The sequence below is a fragment of the Phreatobacter sp. genome, assembly GCF_030691135.1.
Taxonomy (GTDB): Bacteria; Pseudomonadota; Alphaproteobacteria; order Rhizobiales; family Phreatobacteraceae; genus Phreatobacter.
Window position 1 is genome coordinate 1 of the sequence record NZ_JAUYFA010000114.1, and the last position, 15,720, is coordinate 15,720.

The 15,720-nt window shown below is 68.2% G+C and carries 16 protein-coding genes; 8 read left to right on the forward strand and 8 right to left on the reverse strand.

What is annotated here, in order from left to right; translation table 11 throughout:
- Positions 1-2,239, forward strand: a 2,239-nt coding sequence (infB, locus tag Q8O26_RS20485) for a translation initiation factor IF-2 (RefSeq protein WP_305579045.1), incomplete at its 5' end; no start/stop codon positions are given.
- 131 nt (positions 2,240-2,370) lie between these two features.
- On the opposite strand, the gene Q8O26_RS20490 is transcribed toward infB, so the two are convergent.
- Entirely contained in the window at positions 2,371-3,069 is a 699-nt protein-coding gene (locus Q8O26_RS20490) for a fumarylacetoacetate hydrolase family protein (protein ID WP_371134614.1), read from the reverse strand.
- A gap of 95 nt (positions 3,070-3,164) precedes the next feature.
- Here Q8O26_RS20490 and Q8O26_RS20495 point away from each other — a divergent pair, with 95 nt between their 5' ends.
- The 3 genes from Q8O26_RS20495 to Q8O26_RS20505 all read left to right on the forward strand — a co-directional run bounded on the left by Q8O26_RS20495 (position 3,165) and on the right by Q8O26_RS20505 (position 5,898).
- Positions 3,165-3,776 (forward strand): septation protein A, encoded by a 612-nt coding sequence (locus Q8O26_RS20495; RefSeq protein ID WP_305579047.1) that lies wholly within the window; start codon positions 3,165-3,167, stop codon positions 3,774-3,776.
- Between the two features lie 62 nt (positions 3,777-3,838).
- The gene (locus Q8O26_RS20500) at positions 3,839-4,585 is read left to right on the forward strand and encodes a phosphatase PAP2 family protein (protein WP_305579049.1); all 747 of its coding nucleotides are present in this window, start codon (positions 3,839-3,841) and stop codon (positions 4,583-4,585) included.
- 77 nt (positions 4,586-4,662) lie between these two features.
- A complete protein-coding gene (locus Q8O26_RS20505; RefSeq protein ID WP_305579051.1) occupies positions 4,663-5,898 on the forward strand; it encodes an argininosuccinate synthase in 1,236 nt (411 codons plus the stop codon).
- A gap of 71 nt (positions 5,899-5,969) precedes the next feature.
- On the opposite strand, the gene Q8O26_RS20510 is transcribed toward Q8O26_RS20505, so the two are convergent.
- Positions 5,970-6,239, reverse strand: coding sequence for a hypothetical protein (locus tag Q8O26_RS20510; RefSeq protein WP_305579053.1), 270 nt, complete (start codon positions 6,237-6,239; stop codon positions 5,970-5,972).
- Between the two features lie 205 nt (positions 6,240-6,444).
- A complete protein-coding gene (argH, locus tag Q8O26_RS20515) occupies positions 6,445-7,842 on the reverse strand; it encodes an argininosuccinate lyase (RefSeq protein ID WP_305579055.1) in 1,398 nt (465 codons plus the stop codon).
- Between the two features lie 33 nt (positions 7,843-7,875).
- Between argH and Q8O26_RS20520 the strand changes: the two genes are divergently transcribed.
- The 3 genes from Q8O26_RS20520 (at position 7,876) to Q8O26_RS20530 (ending at position 9,629) form a co-directional block, all read left to right on the forward strand.
- Positions 7,876-8,505: a TlpA disulfide reductase family protein gene (locus Q8O26_RS20520; protein WP_305579057.1), complete on the forward strand. Its 630-nt coding sequence runs from the start codon at positions 7,876-7,878 to the stop codon at positions 8,503-8,505.
- A 10-nt stretch (positions 8,506-8,515) separates the two neighbouring features.
- Positions 8,516-9,028 carry a prolyl-tRNA synthetase associated domain-containing protein gene (locus tag Q8O26_RS20525; RefSeq protein WP_305579059.1) on the forward strand — a complete coding sequence of 171 codons (513 nt, stop codon included), beginning with the start codon at positions 8,516-8,518 and terminating at the stop codon, positions 9,026-9,028.
- Between the two features lie 307 nt (positions 9,029-9,335).
- A complete protein-coding gene (locus Q8O26_RS20530) occupies positions 9,336-9,629 on the forward strand; it encodes a 4a-hydroxytetrahydrobiopterin dehydratase (RefSeq protein WP_305579061.1) in 294 nt (97 codons plus the stop codon).
- Between the two features lie 23 nt (positions 9,630-9,652).
- Here Q8O26_RS20530 and Q8O26_RS20535 read toward each other — a convergent pair whose 3' ends face one another.
- The 3 genes from Q8O26_RS20535 to Q8O26_RS20545 are packed head-to-tail and all read right to left on the reverse strand — an operon-like array spanning position 9,653 to position 11,703.
- Positions 9,653-10,606 carry a hypothetical protein gene (locus Q8O26_RS20535; RefSeq protein WP_305579063.1) on the reverse strand — a complete coding sequence of 318 codons (954 nt, stop codon included), beginning with the start codon at positions 10,604-10,606 and terminating at the stop codon, positions 9,653-9,655.
- A 27-nt stretch (positions 10,607-10,633) separates the two neighbouring features.
- Positions 10,634-10,975 (reverse strand): hypothetical protein, encoded by a 342-nt coding sequence (locus tag Q8O26_RS20540; RefSeq protein WP_305579065.1) that lies wholly within the window; start codon positions 10,973-10,975, stop codon positions 10,634-10,636.
- Positions 10,972-11,703 carry a rhomboid family intramembrane serine protease gene (locus Q8O26_RS20545; RefSeq protein ID WP_305579067.1) on the reverse strand — a complete coding sequence of 244 codons (732 nt, stop codon included), beginning with the start codon at positions 11,701-11,703 and terminating at the stop codon, positions 10,972-10,974. Before Q8O26_RS20545 ends, Q8O26_RS20540 begins: the two co-directional genes overlap by 4 nt.
- A gap of 163 nt (positions 11,704-11,866) precedes the next feature.
- Between Q8O26_RS20545 and Q8O26_RS20550 the strand changes: the two genes are divergently transcribed.
- On the forward strand, positions 11,867-13,027 hold the full coding sequence (locus Q8O26_RS20550) for a PLP-dependent aspartate aminotransferase family protein (protein WP_305579069.1): 1,161 nt from the start codon (positions 11,867-11,869) through the stop codon (positions 13,025-13,027).
- 3 nt (positions 13,028-13,030) lie between these two features.
- Here Q8O26_RS20550 and Q8O26_RS20555 read toward each other — a convergent pair whose 3' ends face one another.
- Together Q8O26_RS20555 and Q8O26_RS20560 are read right to left on the reverse strand one after the other, a co-directional pair.
- Positions 13,031-14,710: an acyl-CoA dehydrogenase family protein gene (locus tag Q8O26_RS20555; RefSeq protein ID WP_305579070.1), complete on the reverse strand. Its 1,680-nt coding sequence runs from the start codon at positions 14,708-14,710 to the stop codon at positions 13,031-13,033.
- Between the two features lie 98 nt (positions 14,711-14,808).
- The gene (locus Q8O26_RS20560) at positions 14,809-15,687 is read right to left on the reverse strand and encodes a DMT family transporter (protein ID WP_305579072.1); all 879 of its coding nucleotides are present in this window, start codon (positions 15,685-15,687) and stop codon (positions 14,809-14,811) included.
- Positions 15,688-15,720: the final 33 nt, after the last annotated feature.

Here is a 15,720-nt window from a genome sequence, read left to right on the forward strand (position 1 = left end):
TCCGCCGCCGCGCGAGGGTGGCTACGCCCCGCGTCCCCCGGGTGACCGCCCCTATGGCGACCGTCCGCAGGGCGACCGTCCCTTCGGCGACCGTCCGCCGCGTGTCGACGGCCGTCCGCCGCGCCTCGACAGCCCGCGCCCGCCGCGCCAGTTCGGCGCCCCGGCCGCCAGCGCCATTCCCACCCGTCCCGAAGGTGCAGGTCCGATGCGTTCGGGTCCGCCCTCCGCCGGCCGCCCGCGCACGCCGGGTGACGACGATGACGGTCCGCGCGGCGTTCGCCGTGGCCCCGGAGGCAAGGTTGCGCCGCCCCCGACCCGCCCCGAGCGCCCGGCGGCCGATGCGCCGAGCCGTACCCGCCTGACGCTGACCAACGCGCTTGAGGATTCCTCCGACCGCATGCGGTCGGAAGCCTCCTTCCGCCGCCGCGTGCAGCGCATGACGGGGCGTCGTCCGACCGAGCAGAAGGAAAAGATCCTGCGCGAGGTGACGATCCCCGAGACGATCACCATCGCCGATCTTGCCAACCGCATGTCCGAGCGGGCCGTCGACATCATCCGCATGCTGATGAAGCAGGGCGCGATGCACAAGATCACCGACGTGATCGATGCCGACACCGCCCAGATCATTGCCGAGGAACTGGGCCATACGGTTCGCCGCGTCGCCGAATCGGACGTCGAGGAAGGCCTGTTCGATTCGCCCGATCCGGAGGAGATGCTGCAGGGGCGCGCCCCCGTCGTGACCATCATGGGCCACGTCGACCACGGCAAGACCTCGCTGCTCGACGCGCTGCGCAAGACCAACGTGGTCTCCGGCGAGGCCGGCGGCATCACCCAGCATATCGGTGCCTATCAGGTGCTGACCCCGCTCGGCGGCCTTGTCACCTTCATCGACACGCCGGGCCACGCGGCCTTCACCGCCATGCGTGCCCGCGGCGCCAAGGTGACGGACATCGTCGTTCTCGTCGTCGCCGCGAACGACTCGGTCATGCCGCAGACGGTCGAGGCGATCAATCACGCCAAGGCCGCCAAGGTTCCGCTGATCGTCGCGATCAACAAGATCGATCTGCCCGACGCCCGGCCGGAGAAGGTCAAGACCGACCTGCTCCAGTACGAGGTGCAGCTCGAGAGCCTCGGTGGCGACGTGCTCGAGGTCGAACTCTCGGCCAAGACCGGTCAGGGCCTCGACAAGCTGCTGGAACTCATCCAGCTGCAGGCCGAAGTGCTCGAACTGAAGGCCAATCCGCTGCGCCTCGCCGAGGGCACGGTCATCGAAGCCAAGCTCGACCGCGGCCGCGGTCCGGTCGCCACCGTGCTGATCCAGCGCGGCACCATGCATCCCGGCGACATCATCGTCGCCGGCGCCGAGTGGGGCCGCGTGCGCGCCCTGATCAACGACAAGGGCGAATCGACCGACGGTGCCGGTCCTTCGGTCCCCGTCGAGGTGCTCGGCTTCAACGGTACCCCGGAAGCCGGCGACCGCGTCGCGGTCGTCATCAGCGAGGCCCGTGCCCGCGAGATCACCGACTACCGCTCCAACCTGAAGCGGGAGAAGGCGGCAGCACGCCTCGGCGCCGGCCGTTCTTCCCTCGCCGACATGATGAGCCAGCTCAAGGCCGGCGCGGGCAAGAAGGAATTCCCGCTCATCATCAAGGGCGACGTGCAGGGTTCGGTCGAGGCCATCGTCGGTGCTCTCGGCAAGCTCGGCAACGACGAGGTGGCGGCCCGTGTCATCCTGTCGGGTGTCGGCGGCATCACCGAGAGTGATGTCGGCCTCGCCCAGACGGCCGGCTCGGTCATCATCGGCTTCAACACGCGCGCCCACAAGGAAGCGCGTGCGGCGGCCGAACAGGCCGGGATCGAGGTGCGCTACTACAACATCATCTACGACCTGGTGGACGACATCAAAGCCGCCATGTCCGGCCTGCTCGCGCCCGAACTGCGCGAGACCATGCTGGGCAATGCCGAGATCCTGGAGGTGTTCAACATCACCAAGGTCGGCAAGGTGGCCGGTTGCCGCGTCACCGACGGTCGTGTCGAGCGCGGTGCCAATGTCCGCCTCATCCGCGACAGCGTCGTCGTCCACGAGGGCAAGCTGTCGACGCTCAAGCGCTTCAAGGACGAGGTCAAGGAAGTCCAGGTCAGCCAGGAATGCGGCATGGCCTTCGAGAGCTACCAGGACATGCGCGCCGGCGACATCATCGAGTGCTACCGCGTCGAGGAGATCAAGCGCTCGCTGTGACGGCGGAAGCGCTGCGATCCCCAGCATCAGGGCGGCCCCCGGGCCGCCCTTTTCTTTGGTCGGGCCCGACAACAAAAAGACGCGGCTGCCGGCGGCAACCGCGTCCCGTTGTCTGAACCGCGAGGAAGCCCTCAGACGACCTTCAGGCTGATTTCGCCGAGACCCTCGACCGTCGCCACCATGGTCTGGCCGCGGGTGACCGCGCCGACGCCGTCCGGCGTACCGGTGAAGATGATGTCGCCGGGGAAGACCTCGAAATAGGTCGACAGGAAGGAGATCTGCTCGGCCACCGACCAGATCATGTCGGAAAGGTCGGCCTTCTGCTTCACGACGCCGTCGACGGCGAGCGAGATCGGACCCTTCAGCTTCTGGCCGACCTGGGCGACCGGATAGAGCGGTCCGACCGGACCGGAGAGATCCGACGACTTGCCGAGTTCCCACGGACGCTTCAGCGCCTTGGCCTCGTCCTGCAGGTCGCGGCGGGTCATGTCGAGGCCGACCGCATAACCGAAGACGCAGTCCAGCGCCTTGTCGACCGGGATGTCCTTGCCGCCCTTGGCGAGGGCGACGACCATTTCGAGCTCGAAATGGTAGTTGGCCGTCTTCGGCGGGTAGGGATGGTCGACCGTCGTGCCGTGCGGCACCGGCTGAAGGGCGTCCGCCGCCTTGTTGAAGAAGAACGGCGGCTCGCGGGTCGGGTCGCCGCCCATCTCGCGCGTGTGAGCGGCATAGTTGCGCCCGACGCAATAGACCCGGCGCACCGGGAACAGCTTGTCGGTGCCGACGATCGGCAGGGCGGGGCGGGCGGCGGGTTCGAAGACGTAGGACAAAATGGCGCTCCAGCACGGTCGCGTCGGATCACGGTGGTCTCGACGCCGCGCGCACGCTAGACTCGCCCGACAATTTGTCCATGGCTCCAAGGCTGATGACGCATACCGAAAAGCGCGAACTCGCCCCGCTCGCCAAGCTCGCCCTCGAAATGGGCCCGCTGGTGATCTTCTTCCTCGTCAATTCCTACGGCGACCGCTGGTTCGGCGTGGCGCCCGACAAGCGCCTGTTCCTCGCCACCGGCATCTTCGTCGTCGCCGTCCTGACCTCGCTGGCGGTCACCTGGTCGCTGATCCGCAAGCTGCCGGTCATGCCGCTGGTCTCGGCGGTCGTGGTCACCGTCTTCGGTGGCCTGACGCTGCTGCTCCACGACGACCTCTTCATCAAGCTGAAGCCCACCATCGTCAACACGCTGTTCGGCGTCGTGCTGGTCTGGGCCGGTCTCACCGGCCGCAATGTCCTCAAGCTGGTGCTCGATTCGGTCTTCACGCTGACCGACGAGGGCTGGCGCCAGCTCACCTGGCGCTGGGCCTTCTTCTTCTTCCTGCTCGCCGGCATCAACGAGGTGGTCTGGCGCACCCAGACGACCGATTTCTGGGTCGCCTTCAAGGTCTGGGGGATCATGCCCCTGACGATGATCTTCGCCATCGCCCAGATGCCGCTGATCATGCGGCACGATGCCAGCGCTGAACCGGACTCGCCTTCGTGAGCCTTGGCCCGCTGCGGGCATCGCTGTAGAACGCCACTCCCGCCGTCAGACCGGAAACCGCCTTGATCCGCGCCCTCTTCATCGCCGCCGTCGTCGCGATGTCCATCGTGATCGCCGTCATCGCCGTCTTCCCGCAGGACGACCTGACGGTCGCCAGCTGGTTCTGGACGCCCGCCGACGGGTTCTGGCTCGGCCAGCACGGCGCCGCCGCCTTCCTGCGCCGGATCAGCATGTGGCCGACCATCGTCATCGGCATCGCCGCCCTCGTCTCGCTGATCCAGCACATCCTTCTGCCGGCCTCGCGCCAGTTCATGTCGGCCAGGGCCGCCGCCTTCCTGTTCCTGACACTGCTCGCCGCCCCGGTCCTTCTCGTCAACGGCATCCTGAAGGAACATTGGGAGCGCGCCCGACCGGTCCATGTCACCGAACTCGGCGGTTCCTGGCGCTTCACCCCATGGTGGCAGCCCGGCGACGGCCGGCAATGCGTCACCAATTGCTCCTTCGTCTCCGGTGAGGCCTCCGGCGCCGCCTGGCTGGCCGCCCCCGCCCTCCTTGCCCCGCCGCCGGCGCGCCTGCCCCTGCTTGCGGCGGTGGCGGGCTATACGGCCGTCGTCTCCGGCCTGCGCATCGCCTTCGGCGGCCATTTCCTCTCCGACACGCTGATCGCGATCCTGCTCACGCTGCTCATCATCGCCTTCGCCTATCGCTGGTTCTACCGACGCCCGCAGGCGCCGACCGAGGCGGACTTCGCCGCCCGTCTCGGCAGGCTCGGTGCGCCGCTCCGGCGCGTCGTCGGCGGGCGGCCCTGACGCCCGTGCGGCTTGCCACGCGGGCGCGGCTTCTTTAAGCCGACGCAACCCCCTCCGACCGCCCTGGAAACCCACTCATGGCCGCGCAGAAGTCCGTCAAGAAAGTCGTCCTCGCCTATTCGGGCGGCCTCGACACCTCGATCATCCTGAAATGGCTGCAGACCACCTATGGCTGCGAGGTCGTCACCTTCACCGCCGACCTCGGCCAGGGCGAGGAACTCGGCCCGGCGCGCGACAAGGCGCTGCTGCTCGGTATCAAGCCTGAGAACATCTTCATGGACGACCTGCGCGAGACCTTCGTAAAGGACTACGTCTTCCCGATGTTCCGCGCCAACGCGATGTATGAGGGCCTGTATCTCCTCGGCACCTCGATCGCCCGGCCGCTGATCGCCAAGCGCCAGATCGAGATCGCCGAACAGGTCGGCGCCGATGCCGTCTCCCATGGCGCCACCGGCAAGGGCAATGACCAGGTGCGCTTCGAGCTTTCCTACTATGCGCTGAAGCCGGACATCACCATCATCGCGCCGTGGCGCGAATGGGACCTGCGCTCACGCGAGCAGCTGATCGCCTTCGCCGAGCAGCACCAGATCCCGATCGCCAGGGACAAGCGCGGCGAAGCCCCGTTCTCGGTCGACGCCAACCTCCTGCACGCCTCGTCCGAGGGCAAGGTACTGGAAGATCCGGCGCTGGAAGTGCCGGACTACGTCTATTCGCGCACCGATGGCCCGGAGAGCGCCCCTGACAAGGCGACCGTCATCACCATCGACTTCAAGGAAGGTGACCCCGTCGGCATCGACGGCCAGGCCATGTCGCCGGCGACCCTGCTGACCAAGCTCAACGAACTCGGCAAGATCAACGGCATCGGCCGGCTCGATCTCGTCGAGAACCGCTTCGTCGGCATGAAGTCGCGCGGCATGTACGAGACGCCGGGCGGCACGATCCTCTCGATGGCCCATCGTGCCATCGAGAGCATCACGCTCGATCGCGGCGCGGCGCATCTCAAGGACGAGATCATGCCGAAATATGCCGAGCTCATCTACAACGGCTTCTGGTTCTCGCCCGAGCGCGAGATGCTGCAGGCGCTGATCGACAAGAGCCAGGAATTTGTCACCGGCACCGTCCGGCTGAAGCTCTACAAGGGCAATGTCATCACCATCGGCCGCGAGAGCATCTATTCGCTCTACGATCAGGACCTGGTGACCTTCGAGGAAGGCGCCGTCGCCTATGACCACCGCGATGCCGCCGGCTTCATCAAGCTGAATGCGCTGCGCCTGCGCACGCTCGGCCAGCGCAAGAAGAAACTGGGGCTCTGAGGGCTCCAGCCCGCGGACATGAACGAAGGCCGGGGCAACCCGGCCTTTGTCATATTCGGGCCAGGGCGCGCTCACGGCCCCTGGTGCGTGCCTGCGGTCGGGCCGGGTGTGCCGACGGAGCCATTGAAGCGATTGGCCGGGCGGGTGAGGCGATGGCCTTTGCCGGACCCGTCGTCGTCGGTGCCGTACTCGGTCTGCGAGGTCATGGCCGGGACGGCGAGGCGGGCGCTGGCGGCGAGCGCGGAAGCATGGGCGGAGGAGGCGATCCCGGCGCCCGTCGACAAAGCTGCGGCAGCAAGGAGCGTGAGAGCCGACTTTCGAATGTCGAACTGGATGAACATGGATCGTCTCCCCCGTGTCATGTCCGCGGCCCGTGCTGCGGCGTGACCATGGGTGGCGGGAGGCGGGAGAAAGGTTCGACAGGGTTCGGGATTTTTTCGGAGGGGCGTCGCACTAGGCAACCATGCCCCGCCCGCGCCCTCCCCTCGATCACGCGAGGGGAGGGTGCGGTTGGGGCATTCTTCCAAACAGCGCCGGCCGCCCCCCTCAGCCCAGCGTCTTCAGCCAGCGCTTGGCCTGCGCCCTGACGTTCTTCGGCGCGGTGCCGCCATAGCTGACGCGGCTGGCGACCGACTTCGCCACCGACAGCACCGAGAACACCTCGGCGGTGATGCGCGCGTCCACCGACTGCATGTCGGCGAGCGTCAGCTTGTGCAGCGGCAGGCCCTTGGCCGAAGCGACCCCGACCGCCTTGGCGGCGATATGGTGGCTCTCGCGGAAGGGGATGCCGAGCGCCTGGACGCACCAGTCGGCGAGATCCGTGGCGGTCGCGTAGCCCTGGCCGGCCGCCTTCTTCATCACCGGCGCATTGGCCTTGAGATCTCGCACCATGCCGGCCGTGGCGGCAATCGCCAGCGACAGCGAGGCGAGCGCATCCATGGTCGGCTCTTTGTCCTCCTGCATGTCCTTCTGGTAGGTCAGCGGCAGGCCCTTCAGCACCACGACGATGGCGTTGAAGGCGCCGAGGATGCGGCCGACCTTGGCGCGTACCAGTTCGGCGGCGTCGGGGTTGCGCTTCTGCGGCATGATCGACGAGCCGGTGGAGAAGGCGTCCGACAGCGTCACGAAGGAGAAGGGCGAGGAGCACCAGATGACGATCTCCTCGGCGAGGCGCGACAGGTGCACCGCCGTGATCGTCGCCGCAGCCAGCACTTCCATGACGAAGTCGCGGTCGGCCACCGAATCGAGCGAATTGGCGGTCGGCCTGTCGAAGCCGAGGGCGGCCGCCGTCATGTGCCGGTCGATGGGGAAGGAGGTGCCGCAGAGGGCGGCGGCGCCGAGCGGGCTCTCGTTGAGGCGGCGGCGCGCGTCCGTGATCCGCCCCCTGTCGCGTCCGACCATCTCCACATAGGCCATCAGGTGATGGCCGAAGGTGGTCGGCTGGGCCACCTGCAGATGGGTGAAGCCCGGCATCACCGTGGCGGCGTCGGCCAGCGCCTTTTCGGCCAGCGCCTTCTGCAGGTCCTTCAGCTGCGCGTCGAGCCCGTCGGCGGCGTCGCGCACCCAGAGCTTGAAGTCGGTCGCCACCTGGTCGTTGCGCGAACGCGCGGTGTGGAGACGGCCGGCCGGTGCACCGATGATCTCGGCGAGCCGCGCCTCCACGTTCATGTGGATGTCCTCGAGGCTGCGCTTGAAGACGAAGCTGCCGCCCTCGATCTCGGCCAGGACCTGGTCGAGCCCGCGGGTGATCGCGGCTTCGTCATCGCGGCTCACGATGCCTTGAGCGGCCAGCATGGCCACATGGGCTTTCGAGCCGGCGATGTCCTGCCTATACAGTCGCTTGTCGAAATCGATCGAGACGTTGATGTCCTCCATCACGGCGGCCGGGCCCGAGGCGTAACGGCCGCCCCACATGGAATTGCCGGCTTTGTCGGCTACGGTCATCGTCGCGTCCCCGAAGGAAGAAGGAATTCGCTCTTGTCCCGCGCCAGAATGACCATCCTCGCAGCAGGACTGATCGGACTGTGCGCCGGCGCATTGGCCTTCTACTGGACAGGCGGGCCCGCGCGCAATGCGTCGGCTGAGGCCTGCAACGCCGCCCGCACCGTCGCCGCCAACCTCGGGCCCCTGGCGCGCGGCGAACTCGCGGCCTTCAAGGTGACGACCGCGCCGATGATCGCACCCAACCTCGCATTCAAGGCGCCGGACGGGCGCGACGTCACCCTCGCCGATTTCCGCGGCCGCGTCGTGCTCCTCAACCTCTGGGCCACATGGTGCGCGCCCTGCCGCCACGAGATGCCGGCCCTCGACCGCCTGCAGCAGACGCTGGGCGGGCAGACCTTCGAGGTGGTGGCGGTGAACATCGACACGCGCAACCCCGACCGCGCCGCCACCTGGCTCACCGACAACGGCATCCGCCATATGGCCCATTACGCCGACCACAGCGCCCGCATCTTCCAGGACCTGAAGGCGGCGGGCCGCGCCTTCGGCATGCCGACGACCCTGCTCATCGACGCCAATGGCTGCGAGCTCGGCTTCCTCGCCGGCCCGGCCGAATGGGCGAGCGAGGACGCCCTGCGGCTGATCCGCACCGCCCTTGGCACCTAGCGTCGCCGCCATGACCACCATCGCCGCGCGCCGCGCCGCCCTCTTCGCCCTGCTCGACCGGCTCGGCATCGCCACCACGACCCACGAACACGAGGCCGTCTTCACCGTGGCCGAGAGCCGCCACGTCAAGGAGGCGATCCCCGGCGGCCACACCAAGAACCTCTTCCTCAAGGACAAGAAGGGCCGGCTCTTCCTGGTCGTCGCCCTCGGCGACGCGGTGATCGACCTGAAGCGCCTGCACGAGGTCATCGGCGCCGCGGGACGGCTGTCCTTCGGGTCCGGCGAACTGCTGGAAGAGGTCTGGGGCGTCAAGCCCGGCTCGGTCACGCCCTTCGGCGCGCTCTGCGACACCGGGCAGCGGGTCACCGTCGTGCTCGACGCGGCGATGATGGAGCACCCGGTCCTCAACTATCATCCGCTGGAAAACACCGCGACGACCTCGATCGGACGGGACGATCTCGTCGCCTTCCTCGCCGCGACCGGGCACGAGCCGCTCGTCCTGCCGTGCAGCCAGCCCGGTTGAACCATGGCCGGCCATCACGCCGCGGTGAGACATGCCATGGTACCGCCCCAATTCGGCCCCGGTGGGGTCAAGAGCGGGCACGAGCTTCGAGCCGTTGCCTCGGCGCCCGATCGGCGCTGCCCCGGACTCTTCAGCCCCCCAGCCCCCCGGGGTCAGTCCGATCGTGTCGAGCACCATCGGTCCTGCCGATGGAAACGTTCGGTCATCCCCTCCGACGCGAACGTGCGGGCCGGCGCTTCTGCGCCGGCCCGTTTTTTTCGGCCATGCTCGGCCGCGGGAGAGGGACGAACCGAAGGTGGAGATCCTCATGGCCGGCAGGCTGACCGACGACGAACGACGCGCGGCGATGGCCTCGCTTTCCGGCTGGATCGCCGTGGAGGGCCGTGACGCCATCACCCGGCGCTTCGCTTTCCGTGACTTCTCCGAGGCCTGGGGCTTCATGAGCCGCGTGGCGCTCGCCGCCGAGGCGATGGACCACCATCCCGAATGGTTCAATGTCTACCGGACGGTGGAGGTCACGCTGTCGACCCACGACGCCGGTGGGCTGACGGCCAGGGACATCGCGCTCGCCCGCGCCATGAACGAGATCGCGGGCATCTGACGCGGCTTTCGCCCGCCGGGCCGTCAGCGGTCGCAGGACCAGGTCATGACCGGCAGGCGGACTTCCCGCTCGCCGATGAAGCCACGCGCCGACCGCGCGGGAACCTCGACCTCGACGAGCCGCGTCGGCCCCATGTCGATGACCTGACGGAGCTGAACCTTTTCCCCCGCCTCCAGCCGGACGACGGGCTGGCCGCCGAGCGGGGCATCGAGGAGGTTGGCGCCCGCGGGGGCGATCTCCATCTCAAGAACACGGCAGGCGTCCGCTGTCCCCACGGCCGGCGCGCTCTCTGCAGCCGTCGGCGGCGACACCGTGATCGGCACGGTGCGGACGAGCCGCGGCTGTTCTGCGCCGCCGATTGGCGGCACGGGGGGCGTCGCCGCGGTTCCGCCGCCCTGCATGTTGAAGGCCGTCAGGCCGGCGATCCCCAGGGCCGCCAGTGCGGCGACGACCAGGATCACCAGAAACCATTTCAGCCGCCGGGGCGACGGGTCCGGCAGGCGGACCTGTGCGCCGCCGCCGCGGGCGACATCGAGCTCCTTCTCGAGCTGGATCAGTGCCGAGAGGTGCGAGATCTGGGAATCGAGCTGGTCGTACCAGCCGTCGAAATCATCGGGGGCCGGGTCGCTCGCCCGATAGGCGCGGTCGAGCCCGTCCAGCGAGGCCCTGAGGTCGATATGCGGGCCCGTTGGAGGGGCGCCGATATCGGTTCCGAAACGGGTGATGGCGATCGCGAGGTCGTTCTCGGCGCGGGCGATGACGTCGCGCAGCGCGGCACGCGTCTCGGCATTGATCCGGTGGGCGAGGCGCTTGAGCTGGCCGGGCGGATCGGCCACCAGCTTGAGTTCCGCCGCCGCCTGGCGCAGCGCCTCCTCGATCGTTCCGCTGGGACGGGCGAGGCCGCCCATCCGACCGCCATAGGCGTCGAGGACGTGGAAACGGTAGCGGTAGGCCGAGACGAGCGGGGCGACGTCCACGAAATTCCGATCCTGGCGTTCAGGCCGTCATCGCCGCGTCATGCCGGTGGCCCCATCCCTGCGGATGACGGAGCCGTTCAGCATGGCATCGTCGATGAACTTTGCGACCATTCTGGCAAATCCGTTCGGCCGGCCCGGCCGCGAGGTGACCAGCACCTGTGCTTGGCGCGATGGGCGGCCTTCGGGCGAAAGCGTGTCGAAATATGGCGCCGTGAGCCGCCCGCCTTCGGGGCCGGCGATCGCCGTCGCGGTCTGTCCGCCGAATGCCATGCGCTCCCCCGAATCGATGCCCAATGCATGGGCGCGCCCGATTGTTCCCGACTGTGTAGGCGAAAGGCCGCGGCGAGGCAAAATGCCGTCGGCGATCATCCGCGACGCAGGGGAATGCCCGGGACCGTGACCGGCAGCTGCCGCTGGTGGCTGAAGAAGACGACGTCGCGGCTCTTCATCAGGCCGACCAGCGCTGCGCCGGCCACGAGGCCGCCGATATGCGCCCACCAGGCCGTCGCACCGCCCTGGGTGGTGAACAGGTGATAGACCTGCAGCATGATCCAGGTGCCCAGCGCCAGCCAGACCGGGATCGTAAGGGGCAGGATGTTGAAGACCAGCCCGAACACCCGGACCCGCGGGAACAGCAGGAGATAGGCCGCCAGCACGCCCGAGACCGCCCCCGACGCCCCGACCAGCGGCGCCTGCGAGGCCGGATTGATGACGAGATGCGCGGCGCCGCCGATCAGCCCGCACAGCAGGTAGAAGACGAAAAAGCGCCAGTGGCCCATGGCGTCCTCGATATTGTCGGCGAAGACCCAGAGGAACAGCATGTTGCCGATGAGATGCATCCATCCCGCATGCATGAACATGTAGGTCAGCCAGGTCGCCCAGGCCGGCACGATGACGAGTTCTCTCGCCAGATGCGCCTGTTCGGTGACGACGGCCGGAATGAGCCCGAGGCCGAGCATGTTGGCATTGGCCGACTGCGACGGCACCAGCCCGGTCGTCAGCAGGAAGACCGCGACGTTGAGGGCGATCAGCGCGAAAGTGACATAGGGCGCGGTGATGTGGCGGTGGGGATTGTGATCGGAGAGGGGGATGAACATCGCGCCATGTTAGCCGCGCGAACCGAATTCTGTCATCGTGCTTTACAAGCTCCTCGCAACGCCGCTTGATTCCACGATACCGGAAATGTAGTTGCGGATGATGGAACGCCTCGCCGGTCTCAAGGCCGCACGAGGCACGTCCCCGCCTGACCAGGATAGCCCCATGACCGCCGACAAGTCCTCCGGCCTCCAGCCACGCACGCTCGCCGCCCAGGCGCTGGGCTGGGAGGAGGCCGAGACGCATGGCGTGGTGACGCCGATCCATGTCGCCACCACCTTCATCCGCGATCCCGACAACCAGTACCGCAACGGCTTCGTCTATGGCCGGCCCGACAACCAGACGGTGCGCCAGTGCGAGGCGATTCTGGCGGCGCTGGAGGAGGGGCCCGAGGCCCTGCTGCTCGGCTCCGGCATGTCGGCGGCGACCGCCGTGGTCATGGCTCTGCCGGCCGGCGCCCACATCGTCGCGCCGACGATCATGTACTGGGCGCTGCGCAACTGGCTGATGAACGACGCCGTCACCTATGGCTATACGACCAGCTTCGTCGACACCACCGACCTCGCCGCCGTGAAGGCCGCGGTCGTGCCCGGCAAGACCAGGCTCGTCTGGCTGGAGACACCCTCCAACCCGCTCTGGACCGTCGCCGACATCGCCGCCATCTCGGACATCGCCCATGCCGCCGGCGCCATCTGCGCGGTGGATTCCACCGTGGCGACGCCGGTCTTCACCCGGCCGCTGACGCTCGGCGCCGATATCGTCATGCATGCCGCGACGAAATATCTGAATGGCCATTCCGACGTCGTCGCCGGGGCTCTCGTCACGCGGGAGGTGAACGAGTTCTGGGCGAAGGTCCGGCGCGTCCGCTCCATGCACGGCCAGATCCTCGGCCCCTTCGAGGCCTTTCTGCTGATGCGCGGCATGCGCACCCTGCATGTGCGGGTCGAGGCGCAGGCCAGGGCCGCCCTTGCCCTCGCCGAGAAGCTGAAGGCCCATGCCATGGTCGCCGACGTGCTCTATCCGGGCCTTGCCTCCCACCCGCAGCACGCGCTCGCCGCGCGGCAGATGCAGGGCGGCTTCGGCGGCATGATGTCGGTACGGGTGAAGGCCGGCGAACAGGCGGCCGTCTCCACCGCTGCCCGCGTTGCATTGTGGAAGCGGGCGACCTCGCTCGGCGGCGTCGAGAGCCTCATCGAGCATCGCGCCTCGATCGAGGGCGCCGGCTCGCCCTGCCCGACGGACCTGCTGCGCCTGTCGGTCGGCCTCGAGGCGGTCGACGACCTCTATGCCGATATCGACCGGGCGCTGCGAGCGGCCAACGCCTGAGGGTCAGTTCGCCCCGTCGAGCAGGCGCCTTGCGATGACCTGCGCCTGGATCTCGGCGGCGCCCTCGAAGATGTTGAGGATGCGCGCGTCGCAGAGCACTCTGGACACCGGATATTCCAGCGCGAAGCCGTTGCCGCCATGGATCTGCAGGGCGTTGTCGGCCGCCGCCCAGGCGACGCGGGCGCCGAGCAGCTTGGCCATGCCGGCCTCGAGGTCGCAGCGCCGGTCGAGATCCTTCTGCCGTGCCGAGAAATAGGTGAGCTGGCGGGCGATCATCACCTCCACCGCCATCATGGCGATCTTGTCGGAGACGCGCGGGAAGGCGATCAGCGGCTTGCCGAACTGCACCCGCTCCTGGGCATAGCGCAGCGCCAGGTCCATGGCCGCCTGGGCGACGCCGACGGCGCGCGCCGCGGTCTGGATGCGGGCCGCCTCGAAGGTCTGCATGAGCTGCTTGAAGCCCTGGCCCTCGACACCGCCGAGCAGGTTGTCCGCCTTCACCTCGAAGCCATCGAAGGAGATTTCGTACTCCTTCATGCCGCGATAGCCGAGCACCTCGATCTCGCCGCCTGACATGCCCTCAGCCGGGAACGGGGTCTCGTCGGTGCCGCGCGGCTTTTCCGCGAGGAACATCGACAGGCCCTTGTAGCCGGGCTCGCTCGGATCGGTCCGCACCAGCAGCGTCATCACGTCGGCGCGCACGGGGTGGGTGATCCAGGTCTTGTTGCCGGAGATTTTGTAGACGTCGCCCTCGCGCACGGCGCGGGTCTTCAGCGAGGCGAGGTCCGAGCCGGTATTCGGCTCGGTGAAGACGGCGGTGGGCAGGATCTCGCCGGAGGCGATCTTCGGCAGCCAGTGGTCCTTCTGCGCCTGCGTGCCGCCGGCCAGGATCAGCTCCGAGGCGATTTCCGAGCGGGTGCCGAGCGAGCCGACGCCGATATAGCCGCGCGACAGCTCCTCGGAGACGACGCACATGCTCTCCTTGCCGAGGCCCATGCCGCCATAGCTCTCCGGCAGCGTCAGGCCGAAGACGCCGAGTTCGGCGAGCTTGGCGATGACCTCGAGCGGGATATAGGCGTTCTCCAGATGCCATTGATGGGCATGGGGCAGGACCTCGGCCACCGAGAACTTGCGCATTTCGTCGCGGATCGCCTCCAGCGTCTCGTCGAGCCCCGGCTCGCCGAAATGGCCTGAGGATTCCTGCTCCTGCACCAGCGTTGCCAGGCGGGCGCGGTTGGCCGCCGTATTGCCGGTGGCGATCAGCGTATCGGCGGCGCCGGTGAAGCGGCGGGCGACATCGGCGGCGGACAGGCCGACATCACCGGGGCGCACCATCTCGCCCTGGCTCATCGGGATGCCGCCGACGATCTGCGCCAGATATTCGCCGAGGCCGATGCGGACGATGAGATCCTCGATCTCGCCGAACTTGCTCTCGGCGCCGAGGCGTTCGGCATAGGAGGCGAGCTGCCGCACGCTCTCGACATAGGTGGCGAGCCAGGCGAGCCCGTGGGTCGCGCGCTGCTCGCGCTCGATGGCGGCCCCCGAGATGCGGCCGCCTTCGGTGACGCGGGCGCGCACCGCGGCGGTGGCCTCGGCCAGCACGGCATCGGCTGCGACGACCGCGCCCTGGGCGAGATCCGTCAGCGTGCCGGGAGCATCCTTCAGGGCGAGAGCGGGGCTCATGGTGGTTCCCTCGGGTTGTTCGACGTTGCTGCAATGCAAAATAACGCAGCGCAACGCTGTTTCAATCCGGCAAATGACCGGTGATGCGCAGAAAAAGTTCAGCGCGGTCGGGTGGCGAGCCAGACGCCGACGGCGGTGACCGCCATGCCGACCAGCTGCACGAAGGTCAGCGTCTCGCCGAAGAACACGAAGGCCATCAGCGCCGAGACCGCCGGCACCAGATAGATATAGGCGGTCGCGCGGGACACCTCGCCGCGGCGGATCAGGTAGAGGAACAGGAAGATGCCGCCGACCGACAGGGCGAGCACCGACCAGGCCATGGTGAGGATCAGCGTCTGGTTCCATTCCGCCTCGACCTTGCCGAAGAGGGCGAGCAGCGGCAGCATCGTCAGCGAGGCCGCGATGTATTGCCATGCGGTCGTGGTGCGCATGTCGCCGCCGGAGACGAAGCGCTTCTGGTAGAAGGTGCCGGCCGTCACCGAGAGCATCGCGACGAGATTGACCGTCAGCGGGATCACGATGGCATCATAGACCTCGGCCGGCACGCCGACGAGCTTCGGCATCAGCACGAGGACGATGCCGGCGAAGCCCAGGGCGACGCCCAAGCCCTGTCGGGCCGTGATCCTTTCGCCGAGGATCGCCGGGGCGAGCAGCGCGGTCATGACCGGCTGGAGACCGGCCATGATCCCGGACACGCCCGACGGCACGCCGTTCCTGACGGCCCACCAGACCCCGGCGAGATAGAGCGCATGCAGGAGCACGCCTGACATCATCGCATGGCCGATCTCCCGTCCCGATCGCGGCCATGGCGCGCCCATGGCGAAGGCGATGGCGGCGATCACCGCGGCCGCCATGGCGAAGCGCAGGAACAGGAACCACAGCGGATCGGCCAGGCGCGCCGAGAAGCCCGCCACGATCCAGCCGGTCGACCAGGCGAACACGAAGAGGAAGGGAACGGCCCGCACCGCAAGGGACATGGCGATCTCACGCAAGGAGGCGCGGACCCTAGG